Origin of the sequence: Rhizobium sp. Rhizsp82 (assembly GCF_047325115.1) — a bacterium.
Taxonomy (GTDB): domain Bacteria; phylum Pseudomonadota; class Alphaproteobacteria; order Rhizobiales; family Rhizobiaceae; genus Rhizobium.
In genome coordinates this window covers 1,621,345-1,641,764 of sequence record NZ_CP168571.1, presented here as the reverse complement: position 1 = coordinate 1,641,764, position 20,420 = coordinate 1,621,345, and the positions used below count along the sequence as shown (strand labels likewise).

The following is a 20,420-nucleotide window of genomic DNA, read 5'->3' as shown; positions in this document are numbered from 1 at the left end:
AACAGCCCATTCGTAGAGGTGTTCTCATGAGCGTATTTTCGACAGGAAGGCTCGCCGCACTGGCGGCCATTTCGCTCTTTGCCTGTGGCTCGGCAATCGCCGCGGAAGATGCCGTCGTCATTCCAAAACCGACCGTCGACGAGACGGCGGCACCCGCCACCGAGAAGGCGGTCTTTGCCGGCGGCTGCTTCTGGGGTGTGCAGGGTGTCTTCCAGCATGTGAAGGGCGTGAAGAGCGCGGTCTCGGGCTATTCCGGCGGCGACAAGGCGACGGCCGACTATGAGACCGTCAGCACCGGCTCGACCGGTCACGCCGAATCCGTCGAGGTCACCTTCGATCCCAAGCAGGTCAGCTACGGCCAACTGCTGCAAATCTTCTTCTCCGTGGCGCACAACCCGACGCAGCTGAATTTCCAGGGGCCGGATCGCGGTACGCAATACCGCTCGGCACTGTTCGTCGAGAGCCCGGAGCAGCGCAAGGTCGCCGAGAGCTACATCTCGCAGCTCAATCAGGCGAAGGTCTTCCCGCACCTGATCGTCACCAAGGTTTCGGAGTTCAACGGCTTCTACCCGGCCGAGCGCTATCACCAGGATTTCCTGACGCTGAACCCGACCTATCCCTATATCGTCTATAACGATCTGCCGAAGATCGAAAATCTGAAGCAGGTCTTCCCGGCAGCATACAGGGAAGATCCCGTTCTGGTGCTGAAGGCCAAGGGCTGAGTAACGCCGGCCTGTGGATAAGCATAGAGGCGGCCGCTCGAGCCGCCTTTTATTTCAAAGACTTAAGCGATGTTAGTGTTTTATCAACGTTAACAATGGGTTAAGTTCAAAAAAATACGTCCCGGCCCGGAACATATCCTTTTCCACCTCGTTATCTCGTCAAGTTTCGCGGGCCACAACCCTTCGAAACGAAGTTCTTTCGCGTGCTTGGGTTAACGGAAGAGGGCGTCATGGCCATCAATGTTGTGCGTAAATGGCTGCGGGATAACGTTATGAACCAGAGAGTATTGATTGTAGAAGACGAGTTCCTGATCGCGCTCGATCTGGAAGCGACGGTCGAAAACATGGGTATGGAAGTCGCGGGCCTCGCGACCAACAAGGAGCAGGCGCTGCAGCTTGCGCCGCTTGCCGATGTTGCCTTCGTCGATGTCAACCTGTCCGATGGGGCAACCGGCCCCGAGATCGGCCGCCGCCTTGCAGAAGAGCACGGCATCACCGTGGTCTTCATGACCGGCAATCCCGAAACCGTCGCCGACGGCGTCAAAGGTGCCCTCGGCGTCGTCAGCAAACCCGTCATGCCCGCCGTCGTCGAGCAGTCCCTCAAATACGCCGTCGCACGCCGCGCTGGCATGCTCGCGGCCGTTCCGCCGCAGATGATGGTGTTTGCGTGAGCTGACATAGCCGCGGGCCGCGAGCTGCGGCCTTGTGCGGTTGTGAGGTGGATTGGGTGCGCCCCAGAAATGAAGCAGGCGCGCGTGCTGAAATGCTCTCGGTGAAGAGAGCATCTCCATAAATCTGTTTACGATTCAACGGTGCTGCACGCTCTCCGGCGCGCTACGACACCGATCGCGAGAATCTACACCCGAGCGCGATCCGCGACGAGTCCTCTTTGACTGCGGCCAGCACCCGGTGAGCCAAGGCTGAAGGTTCGGAAAAATTATCGCAGAGAGTTTCTTGTCCGGAAAATTCTGCGCAAATTCTACTTAAGATTGATCATTCAGACGTGCTTCCCCGCATATTAATAACAACTGAATTAGATTGGATATATATTTAAAGTTCAATCAGTAATACTATTGCCGGTGTCGTTAGCATTAATAGAAGATCATTTCTTATATTCGTAATTATCCATTCGCTAACCATCATTAACTTACGTTTTCGCTGCCCCCGACAATGAGGTCGAGACACAACGTCAGCGCAGAATGACTTCCCGCGTCCGCGATGATTGCGGCGCAAAGGCACATCTACGCCAGGAAATCGTCATCATGAAAATCAAGACGCAATTTATTGGCCTGGCCGCCGTCACCGGCCTCGCCATGGCTGGCCTGATGGCCAGTCTCTGGAGTTACGACAAGGCCGCCGAGGACATCAGCGGCGCCTATAATCAAAAGTACAAATCCTACATTCTTGCCGACAATTTCCGGCAGTCGTCCGATGATCTGACGCGCATGGTCCGCACCTATGCGGAGACCGGCGACAAGTCCTTCAAGGATCAGTACAACGCCGTCATCGAGATCCGCAACGGCACGCGTCCTCGCCCTGAGGAATACCAGCGAATTTACTGGGATTTCGTGGCCGGCGGCGATGCCAAACCTCGTCCGGACGGCCCGGCCATATCTTCGCGCGACGAGATGAAGGCTGCCGGCTTTACCGATGAGGAGTTTGCGCTTCTGGACGAAGCCGCCAAGCGCTCGGATGCGCTCGTCAAGCTCGAGACCGAGGCCATGGATCTCGTCGACAATGCCGCAACGCTTGGCCCGCAGGCGCGGCAGAAAGCGGCGGCGATGTTGAATTCCCCGGAATATCACAAGGCCAAGGCCGAGATCATGAAGCCGGTCGATGCGTTCTTCGTGAAACTCGAGCAGCGCACGCAAAGCGCCATTGACGGAGCGGCCGCACGGGCGAGCTTCTACTGGACGCTGACGTTGAGCGCCCTGTCGGTGCTGGTCCTGATGCTGGCTCTCGTCGGGTTTGTCACCTTCAAGCGCATCATCGGCGGTATGTACAAGCTGAGCAGTTCCATGGCGCAAGTCGCCGATGGCCGCCTCGATACCGACATCAGCCTCGCCCGCAACGACGACGAGATCGGCGAGATGGCAAAGGCCCTCGAAGTCTTCCGTCAGGCGGCAATTTCGAACCGGCGCCTCGAACAGGAAGCCGACGACAACCGCAAACGCGCAGAAGCCGAGCGTGTCGCGGTTCAGGAGCGCGCCGAGCGGGATGCTGCAGAGCGGTTGCGTCTCGCAACGTCAGGTCTGGCAGCAGGCCTGAAACGCCTGGCTAGTGGCGATCTCGCCTTCCAGATCAATGAGGTCTTCGCACCCGACTTCGAGGCGCTGCGCCACGATTTCAACGGCTCCGTCAGCAAACTCGGCGCGACTCTCTCGGAGATTTCGAACTCGATTTCGACCGTGGACACCGGCACTCGCGAAATCGCCGCAGGAACCGACGATCTTTCGAGACGGACCGAGCAGCAGGCGGCCTCCCTGGAGCAGACCGCAGCAGCACTCGACGAGATCACCGTCAACGTCACGAACTCCTCGAAGCGGACGGAAGAAGCCAGAAGCGTTGCCGGACAGGCCAATCAGTCGGCTGCGGAATCGGCCCAGGTCGTCTCCCATGCCGAGGAGGCAATGCGCAAGATCGAGGAGAGCTCGCAGCAGATCTCCAACATCATCGGCGTCATCGACGAGATTGCGTTCCAGACCAATTTGCTCGCGCTCAATGCTGGTGTTGAAGCGGCGCGTGCCGGAGAGGCAGGCAAGGGATTTGCGGTCGTTGCCCAGGAAGTCCGCGAACTGGCGCAGCGCTCTGCCCAGGCCGCCAAGGAGATCAAGGGGCTGATCCAGAATTCCTCGAGCGAGGTCGAGAACGGGGTCAAGCTGGTGCGTGACACCGGCTCTGCCTTGAAGACGATCAGCGGCTTCATCGTCGAGATCAACACGCATATGGAATCGATTGCGACATCGGCAAAAGAACAGTCGGTCGGCCTTGCCGAGGTCAACACCGCCGTCAACGCGATGGACCAGACGACGCAGCAGAATGCTGCAATGGTCGAGCAATCGAACGCGGCATCCAACACGCTCGCGAACGAGGCCGTGCGCCTGCGCGAACTGGTCAACCGCTTCAGCCTTGCCGAGACCTCGTCGGCCGCGTCGAGAACGCTGCGTCCTGCCCAGTCCACGGATGTCGCACACGCTTCTCCGGCGCGTGCCATCGGCCGCAAGGTCGCGGCGTCCTTCGGCAATGCGGCAGTGGATACGCGAAGCGCCCAGTGGAGCGAGTTCTAGGCACACGCCTCAAAGCCCCGTCGGTTTCGGCATCAATGCCACACGCAATGCTGTCGCAGCCGGCGGGTCTTCACATGGCTCCCCAGCGAGGAGCCGGCGAAGATCGGGATGAAGCGCGCCGGAACGTTACTTGCCCGGCAGCATCGTCTGGAGCACGCCGTCGCGGCGAACGAACCCATGAAACAGCGCCGCCGCGAGATGCATCACCACCAGCCCAAAGAACGCGAAGGCGAGATAGAAATGCGCGCTCCAGAGGAGAGCGTGCAGGCTCGCGCTCTGCGGCAGGATCGGCGGAAGATGGATCCCGCCATAAAGCACGATCGGATAGGCGGCCGCGGACATCATCGCCCAGCCGATGAGCGGCATACCGATCATCAGCGCGTAGAGCGCGACATGCGACAGATGCGCGGCGAGTTTCATCGGCACCGGAAGATCCGGCGGCAGCGCCGGTGCGCCCGAGACGAAGCGAACCACGAGACGAACCAGGGCAAGTGCCAGAATGGCGATACCCAGCGTCTTGTGGGTTATCAGCAATGGCACGTACTGCCTGCCGATGGTCGAGACCATCCCGACGCCGATGAACAGCATGGCGATAATCCCGATCGCCATCAGCCAGTGCAACAGACGCTGGGCGGCCGAGAAGCGTGTTTTCATCTCTGTCATGGCTTTGCGCTCGCTGCTGTTCGAGGATAGTGGCTCGCCTCGCTGGTTCTGAGATCGTAGGACTTGGCATAGGCCGCCGAGCGGGCTGCCGGGAACGGATCGTCGGATACCGCGATGCCATCAGGCAGGATCGTCGGGTCGAAATTGATATCCCGGCAGGGACCGTCGGCCTCCGGCTCGATCTTCTCCACCACAAGCGTTCCGGCCTCGACCGTGCGGCGCTCGGCCGGCCAGGCCTTTGTCGGATCGGAGGTCGGATCGGAGGGATCGGCGACCGTCAGCACCAACGTCCAGCGCTGCGGCGCTTTGGAGATGCGTTCCGTTATGTCCTCTTCGAGATGATTGGGACCGAGTTTCGCGAAATCCTCGGCTGAGATCGCCACGGGCTGTGCTTCCGGGCGGAGCGACCATCGCACTGCATTCCTGCTGCCGGCGGCGTCGGTGAAGATGAAGGCATTGAGACTGTTGAAGGTCACTTCGGCATAGCTCGCCGTCCAGGGTGCCTTGGTCGCCCATTCGCCGAATGCCGCGAATTCCGGATGTGCGCCGACGAAGCCCTTCATCGCATCGGGATTCTTGCTCTTCGAAGCTTCGAGCAACTCGTAAAACCCTTGCGGCGTCGAGACCGCGAAGACGGGCGGATCGATCAGCGCCATGCGCCAGACGCCGCCGGGCGCTGCGATCTGCACGCCGATGCCGCGCACCCTGACCGTCGGATCGGCGGCATCAGGATCGGGCGTTGCCAGATTGAAGCGCCCGAGAACCGGATATTGCCCCGCGATGAACAACGGCGCCTTCGAAAGCGCCACAGCGTTTCCATTGGCTTCGAAGCTGCCCGTAAAGCACACGCCCTTCGCATGATTGCGCCGATGCCCAAGGGCGGCTCCGCCAGGAGGCGCGAGAGCGCTGACAAGTTCGGTGGAGGTCAGGCGGCCAGGCGTGAGCCATCCGGCCGTATAGGCGAAAGCTCCGACGCTGAAGCCGACCACGGCGGCAATCAGCACGAGGGATCCGAGGGCGGAACGCTGCGAGCCCGGCATACAAGGCACTCCGTCGTTATCAGTTTCTCTTCGATGCTAGGAAATCAATGGCGGTGCGGCGGCAAGCGATGCGGCGGATTGCTTTATCCGCTCTCTAGTCACGGAAGATGGCATTGTTGCCGGGCGTGGTCAAACCCGGTCACGGCAAAGGCTTGATCAAGCGAAGCCTGTTGCCGGGCGCGATCTCAACGATGCGATCCTGCGCCAAAGCGTTGAGCACAGTGGTGATCTCATCCTGTGTGTATCCTGATGCGGTGAGGGGAGTGCTGAACTCAACAAGGTTGATGGTCATCTCGGGCTTGGCTTTCATCGCACGAAGCCGCTGCGCAATCGCAGCTTCGGTGTCCTCAAATCTGCCCATCTGATCTTCCCGTCGCAAAACTCTAATGTGGTTTGCCGCATGCCGAACATCGCCGGTTGCGGCCCGCGAACCTGTCGATGTCGCTAATCGATCCAGGTCGATACGTCGAGTGCACAGGGCGTTTCTATGCACAAGCGATGCTCTCTGCGTCTGATGTTCACATGGTTTCTTGGTTGGGCCAAGGCGTCACCGGCCACCAAACCGTACTCTCGCAGCCTCCGTCGCAGGCATGAAGAGCGACACGAGCGTGCCTTCGGGGTCGCGAAGCTGGAAGGTGCGGTTGCCCCAGGGTAGCAGTTTTGGTTCGTGGACCACGTCGGCCTTGTCCTTCAGGCGGGAGAACTCTGCGTCGATATCTTCGACCATGAATTCAAGTATGGTGGAACGGTTGGCGCCCGGTTCGGCGGTTCCCTCTTTGAAGAGCGCAACGGTTTCGGCCGTGCCGATCGCCAGCGTCGCGCCGGGCGTGACGATCTCGGCGAAGACCGGCGCCAGCCAGTCGGCGGGCGTTTCCGTCACCAGCTCGTAGAATGCGACAGTGGCCTTGATGTCGTGGACGATCAGGCGGGTGGATGCAAGTTTCATGATGTCGTCTCTCCGTTCAAAATGCTTGGCCGCTTGTGCGGTATCCGGGCCTTGTAAACGGAGGCTCCTGACAGCATGGTGGCAGCAGGAGTGACCCCATGCGCCGTGCCGACCGTCTTTTCCAGATCATCCAGATCCTGCGCCGGTCATCCCGTCCGGTGACGGCAGCGATGCTTGCCGGCGAGCTGGAGATCTCGATCCGCACGGTTTATCGGGACATGGCCGATCTGATCGGCCAGCGCGTGCCGATCGCCGGCGAAGCGGGCCTGGGCTATATTCTCGATTCAGACTACGACATGCCGCCGCTGATGCTGACGCCCGATGAGATCGAGGCGGCCGTGCTTGGCGCCCAATGGGTTGCCCAGCATTCCGACCCATCGCTTGCCGGTGCGGCTCGCGATCTGATTGCCAAGATCGCCGTCGCCATACCGGAGAGGCTGCGGCCTTATATTGCCGAACCGAGCATTGGCACCAAGCCGGTCGCGGGCGATCCGAAGGAGACCATCGATGCATTGCAGCTTCGCAACGCCATCCGAACCGGTATGAAGATCAGGCTCCGCTATCGCAGCGAACATGGCGAGGAGACCGAGCGGATCGTTTGGCCGATCATTCTCGGCTATGCAGAGACCTATCGCATGCTGATCGCATGGTGCGAGACACGGAGCGATTTCCGCCATTTTCGCAGCGACAGGGTGATTGCTGCCGAGGTGCTTGACGAGCGTATCGGCCTGCGGAAAGGCGAGCTGCGCCGCCGCTGGGAGAGCTGGCGAAATGCCCGGGATCCCGCAGCATCCCGGTAACAACGGACTAGGTGTCATCGAGTGACCGACTGGCCCCGCCCGCCGAGCAGATCCAGCCACGGCCCAAGATGGACAATCGCCATCAGCAGATACATCACCGGCATCCCGCTCAGCATAGAGCCGCCTTCGCCGGCGCAGATCATCATCGTCGATTGATCGCCAGCATTCACGAAAGCCATGATGCCGAAGGCAGGCGCGGCGGCCAGGTGCAGAAGGCGGCTGATCACCGTTTTCCTGTAATGGCCGGCGAAAACGCCGGCCATGCCGTTGGGGGTGGAGCGTCCACGCATGGCGCTAGACCCCGTAGCGGTCGTGATGGCGCCACCAGACCCCTTCCTCGTTGCGCCCGAGCGGTGCGCGGTCCAGCCACTGGTACATGCCCCAGAGACCATCGAGCCCGCGGGCGTAGGAGGAGTAGGTGTGGTAGATCTCGCCATCCCGCATCGCAAAGGCGCTGACGCCCGGGCGGTCGCGGGTGTAGGTCGCCACATCGGTGCCGGTCATCGAGGCGATTTGCGCGACGGGCCCCTCGCTGCCCTTCAGCTCCCATTGCTGCACCGTCTTGCCGGCGAGCGGTTCGGGCATCGGCGGCTCACGGCGATAGTTGTACTCGATGCCGCCATTGACCTGCTCTTCGGGCGTGAACCAGACATTGAAGTCGTGGTTGAAATCGCTCTCCGCCGAGGACGCCCAGTCGAAGCTCCATCCCATCCGCTTCTTGAACTGCTGCAGCTTGGCGAGCGGTCCGCGCGACACCGCCCAGAAGGCGACGTCGTGGTTTTCCAGATGGACGAAAATCCCGTTGAAGCCGTCGGCGATCGACGAGCAGGAGGGGCAGCCCGCCGTATAATCCGTGCCGAACATGAAATGATAGACCAGGAGCTGCGAGCGCCCGCGAAAGAGCGCCGAAAGTGGCACCGTACCTTGATCCGTCTGCAGCTGGTACTGTTTGCTGATCTTTACCCAGGGAAGCTGGCGGCGGTGCTCGGCGATTTCGTCGCTGCGCCGCGTCAACTCCTTTTCTTCTTCCAGAAGGGCAAGCCGGGCCGAAAGCCAGTCTTCACGCGTACCTGTCATCGGGGTTGTCATCATCCATCTCCTCATCGACATTCAACAGGCGCTTCACGTTGCCGGCCTGTTGGCATTACCCTAGGTGTGATTGAGCGGAGGGTGGGAGTTACAAGTGTGACGGGATTTCGATGGACTCGATGATCACGGCTGCCGCACAGGCGCTTGCCGCCGGCGATGTGCTCGGCGCCATGAAGCGTGTCGCGCTGCGCGACGATGCTCCAGCGCTCGCCCTCAGAGGCATCGCGCTTGCCCAGCTCGGCGACTTCGAGCGGGCCAAGGCGCTTCTCAAAGGTGCTCACCGCGCCTTCACATCCCGCGAAACGCTGGCTCGTGCCCGCTGTACACTGGCGGAAGCCGAGATCGCCCTTGTCAGCCGCGATCTCGGCTGGCCCGAGAAAGCTCTGGAGGTGGCGCGCCAGACGCTCGAGCGGCATGGGGACGGGCTGAACGCCGCCCACGCCCGCAATCTCCAAATCCGCCGCCTGCTGCTGGTCGGCCGGCTTGATGAGGCGGAGACGCTGCTTGCCATGCTCGACCTATCGCCATTGCCGCCCGCCACACGCGCAAGCCTGGAGCTGACAGTGGCCGGGATCGCGATCCGCCGATTGAAGACGAAGCCCGCTCGCGAGGCTTTGGCGCGTGCGGCCAAAGCGTCGGACGATGCGGGTATCCCGGCTCTGGTTGCAGAGGTGCGCAACGCAGCCGGCGTTCTCGACGCTCCAGCGGGGAGGGAGGTCGTCCGGGGCCGGGAACGCGCGCTTCACCTTGAGGATGTCGAGGCACTCCTGTCCTCCGATGCACTCATTGTCGATGCCTGCCGCTTCGCTGTCCGGCGCGGGTCGCGGATCGTGCGTCTGGCACACCGGCCGGTCTTGTTTTCGCTTGCCCGAGCGCTTGCCGAGGCCGCGCCCGATGACGTGCCGCGCGGCCTGCTGCTCGCCCGCGCCTTCGGCGCGCGCCATGCTGACGAATCCCACCGCGCCCGGCTGCGGGTCGAGATCGGCCGGCTGCGCGCCGAACTCGAAGGGTTTGCGGCCATCGAGGCTACGAAGGAGGGTTTCGTGCTCGTGCCCGCCGACGGTGCCGCGGTCGCCGTGCTGGCGCCACCGATCGAGGATGAGAACGGGGCCGTGCTCGCTCTCCTCGCCGATGGCGAAAGCTGGTCGAGCTCGGCTCTGTCGATCGCGCTCGGTATCAGCGCACGAACGGTGCAGCGGGCGCTCGAAACGTTAGCGACATCAGGCAAGGTCGAGAGCGTCGGCAACGGCCGGGCGAGACGCTGGATAATCACCCCGGCAATCGGCTTCCCGACAACATTGTTACTCCCGGGACCGCTCCCGAGCGACTAGCGTCAGGAAATGACGATGGAGGAAGAAGCATGAAGCGATCCGCAGCTGAGATCATTCGCGAGTACGGCCCCTTCGAGACCGCCCCGCGGGTCAACGGCGTCACCTTTGACGGGCAGCATGTCTGGTTCGCCTCCGGCGAGAAGCTGCACGCGCTGGATCCGGAAACCGGCAGCGAGCTGCGCACGATCGACGTCGCCTCGCATGCGGGAACCGCCTTCGACGGTCGTTACCTCTACCAGATCGCCGAGGACCGGATCATGAAGATCGACCCTCAGGACGGCACTGTTCTCTCGACCATTCCGGCGCCCGGAAACGGCGGCGATTCCGGCCTTGCCTGGTGCGAAGGCAGCCTCTGGGTCGGCCAGCATCGCGGCCGCAAGATCCTCGAGATCGATCCGGAAACCGGCGCGATCCGGCGCACGATCGAATCCGACCGCGTCGTCACAGGCGTGACCTGGGTCGATGGCGAGCTCTGGCATGGAACCTGGGAAGGCGACGAAAGCGACGTGCGCCGCATCGATCCGGCAACCGGCGAGGTTCTGGTGCGCCTCGACATGCCCGAGGGCGTCGGCGTCTCCGGCCTGGAATCCGATGGCAAGGACCGCTTCTTTGCCGGCGGCGGCACGCGCTCTGTGGTGCGCGCGGTGAGAAGGCCGCGGTCTTAGGCAGATCGTTTTGCCGCTCCGCTATTTTTCCGATCGCCCAAGCGCCCGATGGACCTTCCGCTAGCTTTGCTCTAGAGGAGGGCAGGTTCATTTCCCCACCTCCACCAGGATCCGCGGCGCTCCACCTTGGGCGATCGAAATCGGAACGAGAATGACAGATCATCTGGACGTCCAGGCCGTCACACCGGTAGCGGCTCGCGGGCGCTTGCTTCGCTGGTTCATATCGTCGGCAACGCTGTCCGTCCCGCAGGCGGCAGGGCCGGTGGCTTTTTCGCTGCTTGCGCTGCAGCTTGAAGGCGCGACAAGCGGCGGGGCGGCGATGATCCTGGCTATGACTATTGCACAGGTGGCCGGTGCCGTTTCGCTGACGCGGCTTGGGTCTTCGGTGACGCCGGCAACCGCACTGCGTTTCCTGCTGATCTTCCGGGCGATCGCGCTGGCGCTGATGACGCTGTCGGCGTTTTGGAGGATGCCGCTGGAAGTCCTGGTTGGTCTTGCGGCGGCTGCGGGCCTGGTGAACGGTGCGGCCTTCGGCTATCTGCGCACGGTCCTGAATGAGCTCACGCCCTCCGCCAAGCTGCCGCGCGCGCTTGGGATCGCCGCGACGCTCGGCGAAGCCACGTTCGTTCTTTCACCGGTGCTTGCCTCCGCGCTCGGCAGCGTCTCGCCGCTCTTTGCAGTCTGCGCGATGGCGGTGCTTGGCACGTTGCCGGCGCTGCTCGTCCCCTCGGTTGGGGCGAAGGTCCAGAAAGCCGGCGTACGATCCTCGGAGCCGACGATCACGCCTGAGATCATGATCTGGCTCCTCTGTTCCACGGCGGGTGGCGCTGCCGTCGCGGCCATCGAGATCGGTGCCGTCGCGTTGGCGCTCGAATTCGGCCATGCGCCCGCCTTGGCGATCATGTTCACAGTGCCACTATGCCTGGCTTCGGTCGCGGGCGGGGTCTGGGTAAGCGTACGAAACCGGGGCGCCTCGCGCGCCGAGGTCATCCTCAAGCTGCTGTTGATGTCGGTCGGCTCGGCGCTTGTTGCGACTTCCATCTCGGTCGCGACGACGATCGGCGGCGCCGTCCTCATGGGCTTCGTGCTGGCGCCCCTCAGCACGCATTATTCTCTCGAACTCGACAAGCTTGCCCCACCCTCGAAGAGGGCGGAGATATTTGCCCTTCTGCGAACCGCGAATGCGATGGGCGTCATCTTTGCGAGCGCGATGATGACGATGAGTTCGATCACAACGGCGCTCGTTGCGACGACCGGACTGATGGTCTGTGCGACGTTGCTGGTCGCGGTCGCAAGCCGTCGCAAACTGGGAACGCTGAGGCCCTAGCTTTTGGCATGCCGCAGGTGCCTTACGCGCCCTCGAAGCCCGTCAAGACGCCAACGGCATTGACGCCGATCTCTTCGACGGCATAGCCGCCTTCCATGACGAACAGCGTCGGCAATCCCAAGGCGGCGATGCGTGCACCGATCTTCGGAAAGTCCTCTGTCTTCAGCTTGAACTTGCTGATCGGATCCCGCTCGAAGGTATCGACGCCGAGAGAGACGACCACCACATCCGGCTTATATGCCGCGAGGCGGCTGCAGGCTTCTTCGAGCGAGGCGTTCCATTCGGCCCAGCTGGTTCCGAAGGGCATGGGATAATTGAGATTGAAGCCCTCGCCATCGCCCGAGCCTTTTTCGTCGGCATGGCCGAGGAAGTAGGGATATTCCTGCATCGGATCGGCGTGGAGGTTCAGTACCTGAACGTCGGCACGCGCATAGAAGATTTCCTGGGTGCCGTTGCCGTGATGGTAATCGACATCGAGGATCGAAACGCGTCTGGCACCGTTGTCGCGCAGCCATTGGGCGGCGACCGCGGCGTTGTTGATGTAGCAATAGCCACCGGCAAAAGCCGATCCGGCGTGATGGCCGGGCGGGCGGCAGAGCGCGAAGGCGGCACGCTCACCACCCTGCACGATCGCGGCCGCGCTCAGCGCCACGTCATGCGAAGACTTGATCGCATCCCAGCTGCCCTCGACGAAACCGGCGCCGGCATCGAAGGAGTAGTAGCCGAGCAAGCCGTCGATAAAGCGCGGCGGGACATCGCCGCGCAGGCCGCGTGTCGGCCAGGTGAAAGGGAGAGCGGTGCCGCTGCGTCCCTCCGCCGTCCAGCGATCCCAGACGGTCGGCAGAAAATCGAGATAATCCCTTCGATGGATCTTGGCCGCAGTCGACAGGTCATGGTCATCAGGCTCAAGGATCGCTCCCAATCCGACGGCCCTGATCCGTTCGGCGACGAACTTTGGACGGGACGGCAGTTCGAATCCCGGCACGATCGCACCGGCGACAAGCTCCAGCTGGCTCGAATGGCCGAGATGGCGGAGAGAAAAGACGGTCTTCATGAAAACACCTGCGAGAACAAAAATGCAGCGCCATTCCGGCGGGAATGGCGCTGCCGGCGATCTTACTTCTGCAGTTCCGTCCAGATCTTGGTGTAAAGCGCCTGAACATCCGGCGGGCAGGTCTGCGAGGGAACGCCGACCGACTTGAACTCGTCCGGTACCTTGATTTCAGGCGCGTCCTTCATGTCGGCTGGCATGAATTTCTCCGAGCCGGCAATGCCGTTGGCGTAACGGTGGAAGCCCGAGTTCATACCGGCATTTTCCGGATCCATCATGAAGTTCTGGAAGAGCTTGGCGTTCTCGACATTCTTGGCTTCCTTCAACACGACAAGATTGTCGCTCCAGTTGACGAAGCCTTCCTTCGGGTAGCCGAAATGGATCTTCGGATTGGCGAGCCGCTGGCGGAAGGCCGAGCCGTTCCAGTCGCTCGAGGCGGCAAAGTCGCCCGAGCCCATCTTCTGGATCGTGCCGTATTCCATCGCCACCCAATAGGGTTTGGCGGCGAGCAGCGTATCGCGCACCTTTTTCAGCACGGTCAGGTCGCCGGTGCACTTCTTGCCGCCGTTATAGAGAATGGCGGCGTCCATGACGTCGGTCATCTCGGGCACGACGTTGATCTTGCCCTTCAGCTCCTCCGGCGGATTGAAGATGATCGCCCAGGTGTTGATGTCGCCGTTATAGACATCGGTATTGACGACAGTGCCGACGATGCCCATCGCCCACGGGACCGAATATTTGCGGCCGGGATCGAAGTCGGGGTTTGCCCATTCCGGGGCGACATTCTTGAAGTTCTCCATCTTGCCCGGATCGGTTTCGAGCAGCAGCCCTTCCTGGATCCAGATCGGCAGGTAGTTCTGCGAGGGCACTGCCATGTCGAAGCCGGATCCGCCCTGGCGAACCTTGGCGAGCGCCGTGTCGTTCGAATCGTAATCGGTGATGGTGACCTTCACCTTGTACTTGTCTTCGAACTTCTTGATCATGTCGGGGCTCGTATAGTTGCCCCAGTTGTAGATGTTCAGCACCCCTTCCGCCGAAGCGAGCGAGGTCGTTGCAAAAAGCGTGGCCAAGGCGACGAGGCCGCAATTGATGATCTTCATGCTGTTCCCTTTCTTGTTATTCGCGTTTCTTGCTGACGAAAAAGAAGACGGTGACCGCCGCGATCGAAAGAACGAGGAAGACCGTCGAAATCGCATTCATTTCAGGGGTAATGACACGGCGGATCTGGCCGAGCATGTAGGTCGGCAGCGTGTCCTGGCCGGCTGACTTGACGAACTCGGTGATGACGACATCATCGAGCGAGATGACGAAAGCCAGCATGAAACCGGCAAGGACGCCCGGCCACAGAAGCGGCAGAGTGATATAGCGGAAGGTCTTGAGCGGCGTGGCGTAGAGATCGGCGGCGGCACGTTCCAGCGTCAGGTCCATGTTCTCCAGCCGAGCGCGAATGGGCAGATAGGCGAAGGGCACGCAGAAGGCGGTATGGGCGGCGATGAGATAGCCAAGCCCGGTATAGCCGGTCCAGATCTTGATCCGCGAAAACAGGATCAGAAGCGCCACCGCGGTGACGATTTCCGGCACCATCAGCGGGGTGTTGATGAAGGCATATTTCATCGTCAGGCCGCGATAGGCCTCGGTTCGCGTCGTGGCGATCGCCGCCATGGTTGCGGCGATGGTGGCAATGACGGCGGCGATGACGGCGATCTGCAGCGAACGCAACGACGCGTCGATCACCTGCTGGTTCTGGTAGGCCTGCGCAAACCAGCGCAGCGAGAAACCCTGCCAGGATGCAAGCGACTCCCCCGCATTGAACGCGTAGACAACGAGAACAGCGATCGGGAGATAGAGAAGGAAGAGCGAAATGATCGCGATCGTCGTGAAGCCGGTCTGGCGCTGCACCGAAAAGCGTCTAGCCATGCTGCGCCCCCTTTGAGCCGGCATTGCGGACATAGACCAGAAGCGCCGCCATCACGAAGATCATCAGGGTTATCGAAAGCGCCGAGCCGAGCGGCCAGTTGCGCCCCTGTCCGAACTGCAGTTCGATCAGGTTGCCGATCATCAGGTTCTTGCCGCCGCCCAGAATGGTGGGCGTGACATAGGCGCCGAGCGACGGGATGAAGACCAGGATGGAACCGGCCACGATGCCGGGGGTCGACAGGGGAAGGATGATCCGGCGCAGGACCTTTGCCGGCGTCGCATAGAGGTCATAGGCGGCTTCAAGCAGTCGGAAGTCGAGCTTTTCGAGGCTCGCATAGATCGGAAGCACCATCAGCGGCAGGTAGACATAGACCATTCCGATCAGGATCGCCGTGTCGGTAAAGAGAATCTGGACGGGGCGCTCAATCAGCCCGAGACGGATGAGCACGGTATTGATCAGCCCTTCGTTGCGGATGATCTCGAGCACGGCAAAAGTGCGGATCAGCAGGTTCGTCCAGAAGGGGATGGTGATAAGGAACAGCCAGAGCTCGCGCGTGCGTTCAGGCCGGGTGGCGATGAAATAGGCGGTCGGGAAGCCGACGATCAGCGTCAGCATGGTCGTGAAGAAAGAGAGCGACAGCGACCGTAGCAAGATCGAGATATGAGCGTCGGCGAGCGACAGCGTATCGTCGAAGATATCCCGCTGAAGAAAGACGCTGATCCAGCCGTCGCTGGAAGGCTGCCACTGCACGTCGCCGTAGGGTCCGGGCGTCAGGAAAGAGTAAACGAGGACGATCAGCAGCGGGCCGCAGGCGGCAAACAAGATGATCAGCAGCGCGGGGAGAGAGAGCAGCCAGCGGTTCCGGACGGCCCGTTTCCTTTCCGCGCTGACGATCTCCGCTGTCATCTCCGGGCTAGCTCCTGAGTACGCGGGCTGCGTCGGCGACGATCGAAATGCCGACCGCGTCGCCCTGGGAAAAGCCGGCAACGTGGTTCGGCCGGTTTTGCTGGCGCACCATGAAGCGCGTGTCGCCATCGGAAAGGCGCACGTGATAATGGGTATCGGTGCCGCAGTAGATGATGTCGGTCAGCGTCCCGCCGATCTGGCCCTCCGCCGGAGTGCAGAGCATGGCGTGTTCGGGGCGCAAGACGACGGTGACGTCGCCATCGGGGACGAAGCCATCAGGCACGCTCGCCGAGATGCGTGCCGCGACCGCAAGCTCGACCTCCGCCCGCCCGGCGTTCAGCGCGGAGACGCGTCCCTGCAGGAAATTCGTCTCGCCGATGAAATCGGCGACGAAGCGATCGGTGGGCGCATCGTAGATCTCACGCGGGTTGCCGACCTGAAGGACCTTGCCCGCCGACATGACCGCGATCCGGTCCGACATGGTCAGCGCTTCTTCTTGGTCGTGGGTGACGAAAATGAAGGTGATGCCGGTTTCCGCCTGGAGGCGCTTCAGCTCGATCTGCATTTCCTTGCGGAGCTTGTAGTCGAGGGCAGACAGCGGCTCGTCGAGAAGCAGGACCTTCGGCTGCGGGGCAAGGGCTCTGGCGAGCGCAACGCGCTGCTGCTGTCCGCCTGAAATCTGGCTGGTCCGGCGGTTGGCGAGCGCTTCCATCCGCACCAGTTTCAGCATGGCTGAAACCCGGGCGCTGATCTCGGCCTTCGGACGGCCGAGCATCTGCAGCCCGAAGGCGATGTTCTCGCTCACCGTCATGTGCGGAAAGAGCGCGTAATTCTGGAAGACGGTATTGATCGGCCGCTTGAAGGGCGGCATCGCGGCGATGTTCTCGCCGTTGAGCAGGATCGCTCCATGCGTCGGGAATTCGAAGCCGGCGATCAGCCGGAGCAACGTCGTCTTGCCGCAACCGGACGGGCCAAGCAGCGTGAAGAATTCGTTCTGCCTGATCGATAGTGAGGTTTCGTTGACGGCAGCTACGGCGTATTCGCCGAAGCCGAAAATTTTGGATACACCCTTAATCTCGACAGCATTCGTCTGAGCCATGCAAAGGCCATTTACCGCGCTATTATTATGTAGTTCCCACGGCCGTCAGGTGAGCACAGCGCCGGACGATTGACAACCCGGATTCGCTCAAGCGCCCAATCTAGTTCGCCTTGTAGGTGATTTTTCCGCCGCAGATTGTTATCGCGGGCTCGACCTCCCCGAGCTTATCAGGCGCAACGCTCTCGATATCGGCGTTGAGAATGGTGATGTCGGCGAAGAAGCCGGGCTTGATGCGGCCCTTGCGGTCCTCACGAAACTCGGCGTAGGCGCCTTCCGTCGTGTAGCCTTCCAGTGCTTCCATCAAGGTGAAGCTCTGATCCGGATCGGTCGCCTGCCAGGGCTCGCGGATCATCGCTGCCTGGATGCCGCGAATGGGGCTGATCGGCGAGACCGGCCAATCCGACGCGAAGCAGATCCTTGCACCCGCATTCTTGATGGTGCGCCAGGCATAGCTCAGCGGCCAGCGCGAACGTCCGATGCGCGATACGGTCGGCTCGAGCGGCACGCCCATGCAGCCTGGCGGGTGAGGGGGCTGCATCGAGGCGATGACGCCGAGTTCGGCAAACCGCGGCAGGTCGTCCTGATGGACGACCTCGATATGCTCGACGCGATGGCGGCCGTCGCGGGCGCCGTTCTCCTTGCGGGCCGCTTCGTAGCCATCGAGCACGGCCCTGACCGCGCCGTCACCGATCGCGTGGACGGCGATCTGCAGGCCGCGTCTATTTGCTTCGAGGGCGATCTCGCGGAAACGTTCTGGCGTGAACAGGCCCTCGCCGACATAATCAGGACGGTCGGCATAGGGTTCGACCATGACGGCCGTCCAGCTGTCCAGCACGCCGTCGTAGAAGACCTTCACCATGCCCGAGCGCAGGAAATCGCTGTCATAGGCCTTCGACATCGCGGAGGCCTTCTCCAGCATGTCGAGCGACATGAAGTTCTTGAAATGGAACGGGATGGCGACCCGGCAGGGCAGCCCACCGTCCTCCTTCTCGATCGCAGCCAGCAGCTCCAGCTGATAGAGATTGCCATCCATGTTCTGGATCGTGGTGATGCCGTGGCGGGCACAATATTCGAGCCCGCGGCGCATGACTTCCATGTCGGTGCGCCACTCAACGTCTGTCGGCCGCGGATCGGGTTCGCCACCGGTCGCAAGGCCAAGTCGGTAGCGCGCAAAGCCGCCGGCAGCCTGCACAGGGCTGAACGCTTCCATTTCGCGAAGCTCCCCGGTCGCCAGCCCGTCGTCGCCCATGACGATCTCGTTGCCCGGTCGCAATTCGGCGCCATGGAGAAGATTGGCGAGCTCCAAGGCCTTGGTGTTCGCCCATGCGGTATGATGGTCGGGCGCGAAGAGGGCCAGCGGCTGGTCCGGCCAGATCGCATCGAGATGATGCCGCGTCAGCCGCTCCTCGCCGCCGAGGATCGTGTAATCGGCGCCCTGGGCAAAAAGCATCACCTGCTCGCGGCGATCCTTTCCATAATTCCGGATCGCTTCCGTCAGTGCCGGAAGACCGTGGACACCGCTGAGCTGCAGATGCACGAGCTCGGCCGAACCGGAGAACAGATGCATGTGATTTTCAGAAAAGCCGGGCACGACCGACCCGCCGCCCGCATCGATAACCTCGGTACCGGGGCCGCGCAGCGAAGCAAGCTCGCCCTCAGCACCGACCGCGGCAATCTTGCCATCAATGACAGCAATTTCCGTGGCCTTGGGCCGTCCGGGATCGAGTGTCAGTACGCGCGCATTGAGAATCAGAAGATCTGCTGTTGGGGTCATAGGGAACTCGCGATTTGACGGATGGCGGGCGGTGGCGAAGGCGAGATAGGCAATGCAAGCTAGCCACAACGACTCCTTAAGACCACCCCGAATCTGAACGCACCCATTGCGTCTGATTATAATGTAAGTTTTGGCTTACGTATAATCTCCCGACTCAAGAACCTCTTGCGCTGATGCCTGCTTGCGAGGTAACCGGGATCAAGTCCCTCCGGCGCAGACATGCGTTTCCAGCACAATCGGTTATAGAGCGCCGCGAGAAATCGCAGTCAGGAGCCAGCCTTCATTGTCCGACATCTATGCAATTGCCGACATCCACGGACGTGCCGATCTTCTCAAGGCGCTCCTCGGCCATATCGCCGCTCGCGAAGGCGCACAGCCAGTCATCATTTTCCTCGGCGATCTGATCGACCGGGGGCCGCATAGCCCTGAAGTGCTTGATATCGTGGCTTCCACTCTCAAGCGCTATCCGGGTTCGCGCCTCGTCTTGGGAAATCATGATCACTACCTCCGCTCGCTTCTGCGCGAGGAGCTTGCTGACGAAGATGCGGTGAACTGGATGGACTGGGGTGGCGTTGCGACCGTCAGCGCTTATTCCCGCCACCCGGTGCCGAATTTCACTGGGATCGCTGCGGACATACGCGAGGCCTTTCCGCATCATGTCGAGCTCTTGAACGATGCCGTGACGCATCACGTTGCCGGCCGCTTCTGCTTTGTCCATGCCGGCCTGCGACCCGGCGTTCCGCTCGCCGAACAGACCGAATACGACTTGCGATGGATACGCGCGGGATTTCTCGATCATGGCGAACAGTTCGAGCATATCGTCGTGCACGGTCATACCGTTACCGGCTCTCTGCGACCCGAAATATATCAAAACCGCATCGCGCTGGACACGGCGGCCTACCGGACCGGGCGGTTGACCGCGGCCGTTATCCGCAATGACGAGCTTTCCCATTTCGTATGCACGGGCCTCGCTGCCGATGGCGGTATCGGCGTAGAGGAATGGGATTCGCTGGGCCAAAGGCTGTAGCCTTACGGCATAGCGTCGCGTCGAGTGGTCAAGCCCTCAAAGAATCTGCCAGATAATTTGCCCAGCGGGCCTGCCCGTCGGCGGATCCGATCAGGTCATGCCTGATTTCGATCAATACCGCGTCGAGCCTCCGGTCTTCACCATGCACCGGGATGGCGTAGTCGCTTGCTCGTTCGATGACGTAGGGCACATTTGCGCCGATCTTCAACGCCGTCGACCGGCTCAGATGATCAATGATCTGGCGGCCGAACCTGAATGACTTGTTGAACAGGATGCCTGCGTGCCAGGGGCGTTCCTCACCGAGGAAAACCGGAGTGAACGAATGGATCGCGACGATCTTCGTTGGCAGCCCCCGCTTCTGCCGCGCGTCCAGGTGCGCGGAAACAGCCTGTTGGAAAGGCGTAAATATCCTGTCGATCCTTTCCTGGCGCGCTTCGACACCGAGGCCGATATTTCCGGGAATGGCAGTCGCCTCCGAAAGTTCCGGGATGCTCGTAGGGCTGTCGGTTGGCCGGTTCAGGTCGATGAGAAGACGGGAGTATTTTCCGAGAAAGCATGGCGCGTCCAATAGCTGCGAGAGCGCGCGGCTCACGCCTTCAGCGCCAATATCCCAGGCGATATGTCGAACCAGCTCTTCGGATGGCAGTCCGAGATCGTTGAAAGCTTCCGGAATAAAGTTCGACGCATGCTCGCAGATCAGGACGATTTCCGACGTCCCGTCGATATTCAAGATTTCAACAGGACCGGGCCAGCCGGATTGGTCTGCGGTTCCCAT

The 20,420-nt window shown here is 61.6% G+C and carries 21 protein-coding genes; 8 read left to right on the top strand and 13 right to left on the bottom strand.

The genetic code is table 11. From position 1 onward, the window contains the following. Window positions 1-26: 26 nt before the first annotated feature. The 3 genes from msrA (at window position 27) to ACEN84_RS31825 (ending at window position 4,009) form a co-directional block, all read left to right on the top strand. Window positions 27-722 (top strand): peptide-methionine (S)-S-oxide reductase MsrA, encoded by a 696-nt coding sequence (gene msrA / locus ACEN84_RS31835; RefSeq protein WP_413711913.1) that lies wholly within the window; start codon window positions 27-29, stop codon window positions 720-722. Window positions 723-952: 230 nt separating this feature from the next. Next, window positions 953-1,393, top strand: coding sequence for a response regulator (locus ACEN84_RS31830; RefSeq protein WP_112712516.1), 441 nt, complete (start codon window positions 953-955; stop codon window positions 1,391-1,393). A gap of 591 nt (window positions 1,394-1,984) precedes the next feature. After that, window positions 1,985-4,009 carry a methyl-accepting chemotaxis protein gene (locus ACEN84_RS31825; RefSeq protein ID WP_413711912.1) on the top strand — a complete coding sequence of 675 codons (2,025 nt, stop codon included), beginning with the start codon at window positions 1,985-1,987 and terminating at the stop codon, window positions 4,007-4,009. Between the two features lie 126 nt (window positions 4,010-4,135). Here ACEN84_RS31825 and ACEN84_RS31820 read toward each other — a convergent pair whose 3' ends face one another. The 4 genes from ACEN84_RS31820 to ACEN84_RS31805 all read right to left on the bottom strand — a co-directional run bounded on the left by ACEN84_RS31820 (window position 4,136) and on the right by ACEN84_RS31805 (window position 6,658). Continuing rightward, window positions 4,136-4,672, bottom strand: a complete 537-nt coding sequence (locus ACEN84_RS31820; protein ID WP_413711911.1) for a cytochrome b — start codon at window positions 4,670-4,672, stop codon at window positions 4,136-4,138. After that, window positions 4,669-5,712 (bottom strand): catalase family peroxidase, encoded by a 1,044-nt coding sequence (locus ACEN84_RS31815; RefSeq protein WP_413711910.1) that lies wholly within the window; start codon window positions 5,710-5,712, stop codon window positions 4,669-4,671. Before ACEN84_RS31815 ends, ACEN84_RS31820 begins: the two co-directional genes overlap by 4 nt. 139 nt (window positions 5,713-5,851) lie before the next feature. Then, window positions 5,852-6,073 (bottom strand): hypothetical protein, encoded by a 222-nt coding sequence (locus ACEN84_RS31810; protein WP_130280113.1) that lies wholly within the window; start codon window positions 6,071-6,073, stop codon window positions 5,852-5,854. A 186-nt stretch (window positions 6,074-6,259) separates the two neighbouring features. Further along, window positions 6,260-6,658, bottom strand: coding sequence for a VOC family protein (locus tag ACEN84_RS31805; protein WP_413711909.1), 399 nt, complete (start codon window positions 6,656-6,658; stop codon window positions 6,260-6,262). A gap of 98 nt (window positions 6,659-6,756) precedes the next feature. On the opposite strand from ACEN84_RS31805, the gene ACEN84_RS31800 reads away from it, so the two are divergent. Next, window positions 6,757-7,458: a helix-turn-helix transcriptional regulator gene (locus tag ACEN84_RS31800; RefSeq protein ID WP_413711908.1), complete on the top strand. Its 702-nt coding sequence runs from the start codon at window positions 6,757-6,759 to the stop codon at window positions 7,456-7,458. 14 nt (window positions 7,459-7,472) lie between these two features. On the opposite strand, the gene ACEN84_RS31795 is transcribed toward ACEN84_RS31800, so the two are convergent. Further along, complete coding sequence (locus ACEN84_RS31795; RefSeq protein ID WP_413711907.1) at window positions 7,473-7,748, bottom strand: hypothetical protein; 276 nt, start codon at window positions 7,746-7,748, stop codon at window positions 7,473-7,475. A gap of 4 nt (window positions 7,749-7,752) precedes the next feature. Beyond that, entirely contained in the window at window positions 7,753-8,547 is a 795-nt protein-coding gene (locus ACEN84_RS31790) for a DUF899 domain-containing protein (RefSeq protein WP_199625492.1), read from the bottom strand. A gap of 110 nt (window positions 8,548-8,657) precedes the next feature. Between ACEN84_RS31790 and ACEN84_RS31785 the strand changes: the two genes are divergently transcribed. The 3 genes from ACEN84_RS31785 (at window position 8,658) to ACEN84_RS31775 (ending at window position 11,870) form a co-directional block, all read left to right on the top strand. Further along, window positions 8,658-9,878 (top strand): helix-turn-helix domain-containing protein, encoded by a 1,221-nt coding sequence (locus tag ACEN84_RS31785; protein ID WP_413711906.1) that lies wholly within the window; start codon window positions 8,658-8,660, stop codon window positions 9,876-9,878. A gap of 29 nt (window positions 9,879-9,907) precedes the next feature. Next, a complete protein-coding gene (locus ACEN84_RS31780) occupies window positions 9,908-10,543 on the top strand; it encodes a glutamine cyclotransferase (protein WP_413711905.1) in 636 nt (211 codons plus the stop codon). Between the two features lie 151 nt (window positions 10,544-10,694). Continuing rightward, window positions 10,695-11,870, top strand: a complete 1,176-nt coding sequence (locus ACEN84_RS31775) for an MFS transporter (RefSeq protein WP_413711904.1) — start codon at window positions 10,695-10,697, stop codon at window positions 11,868-11,870. Window positions 11,871-11,892: 22 nt separating this feature from the next. Here ACEN84_RS31775 and ACEN84_RS31770 read toward each other — a convergent pair whose 3' ends face one another. From ACEN84_RS31770 to ACEN84_RS31745, 6 genes are all read right to left on the bottom strand, one after another. Beyond that, window positions 11,893-12,924: a histone deacetylase family protein gene (locus ACEN84_RS31770; RefSeq protein ID WP_413711903.1), complete on the bottom strand. Its 1,032-nt coding sequence runs from the start codon at window positions 12,922-12,924 to the stop codon at window positions 11,893-11,895. Window positions 12,925-12,986: 62 nt separating this feature from the next. Continuing rightward, window positions 12,987-14,021, bottom strand: a complete 1,035-nt coding sequence (locus tag ACEN84_RS31765) for an extracellular solute-binding protein (RefSeq protein ID WP_112712494.1) — start codon at window positions 14,019-14,021, stop codon at window positions 12,987-12,989. Between the two features lie 16 nt (window positions 14,022-14,037). After that, window positions 14,038-14,838 carry an ABC transporter permease gene (locus tag ACEN84_RS31760; RefSeq protein ID WP_112712492.1) on the bottom strand — a complete coding sequence of 267 codons (801 nt, stop codon included), beginning with the start codon at window positions 14,836-14,838 and terminating at the stop codon, window positions 14,038-14,040. Then, entirely contained in the window at window positions 14,831-15,745 is a 915-nt protein-coding gene (locus ACEN84_RS31755; RefSeq protein ID WP_203431135.1) for an ABC transporter permease, read from the bottom strand. Before ACEN84_RS31755 ends, ACEN84_RS31760 begins: the two co-directional genes overlap by 8 nt. A gap of 7 nt (window positions 15,746-15,752) precedes the next feature. Next, window positions 15,753-16,844: an ABC transporter ATP-binding protein gene (locus tag ACEN84_RS31750; protein WP_112712488.1), complete on the bottom strand. Its 1,092-nt coding sequence runs from the start codon at window positions 16,842-16,844 to the stop codon at window positions 15,753-15,755. Window positions 16,845-16,944: 100 nt separating this feature from the next. Continuing rightward, entirely contained in the window at window positions 16,945-18,618 is a 1,674-nt protein-coding gene (locus ACEN84_RS31745; protein ID WP_413711902.1) for an amidohydrolase, read from the bottom strand. A gap of 283 nt (window positions 18,619-18,901) precedes the next feature. Here ACEN84_RS31745 and ACEN84_RS31740 point away from each other — a divergent pair, with 283 nt between their 5' ends. Beyond that, window positions 18,902-19,645 (top strand): metallophosphoesterase, encoded by a 744-nt coding sequence (locus ACEN84_RS31740; protein ID WP_413711901.1) that lies wholly within the window; start codon window positions 18,902-18,904, stop codon window positions 19,643-19,645. Between the two features lie 28 nt (window positions 19,646-19,673). Here the strand turns inward: ACEN84_RS31740 and ACEN84_RS31735 are convergent, their stop codons facing one another. Further along, on the bottom strand, window positions 19,674-20,420 hold the full coding sequence (locus ACEN84_RS31735; RefSeq protein ID WP_413711900.1) for an N-formylglutamate amidohydrolase: 747 nt from the start codon (window positions 20,418-20,420) through the stop codon (window positions 19,674-19,676).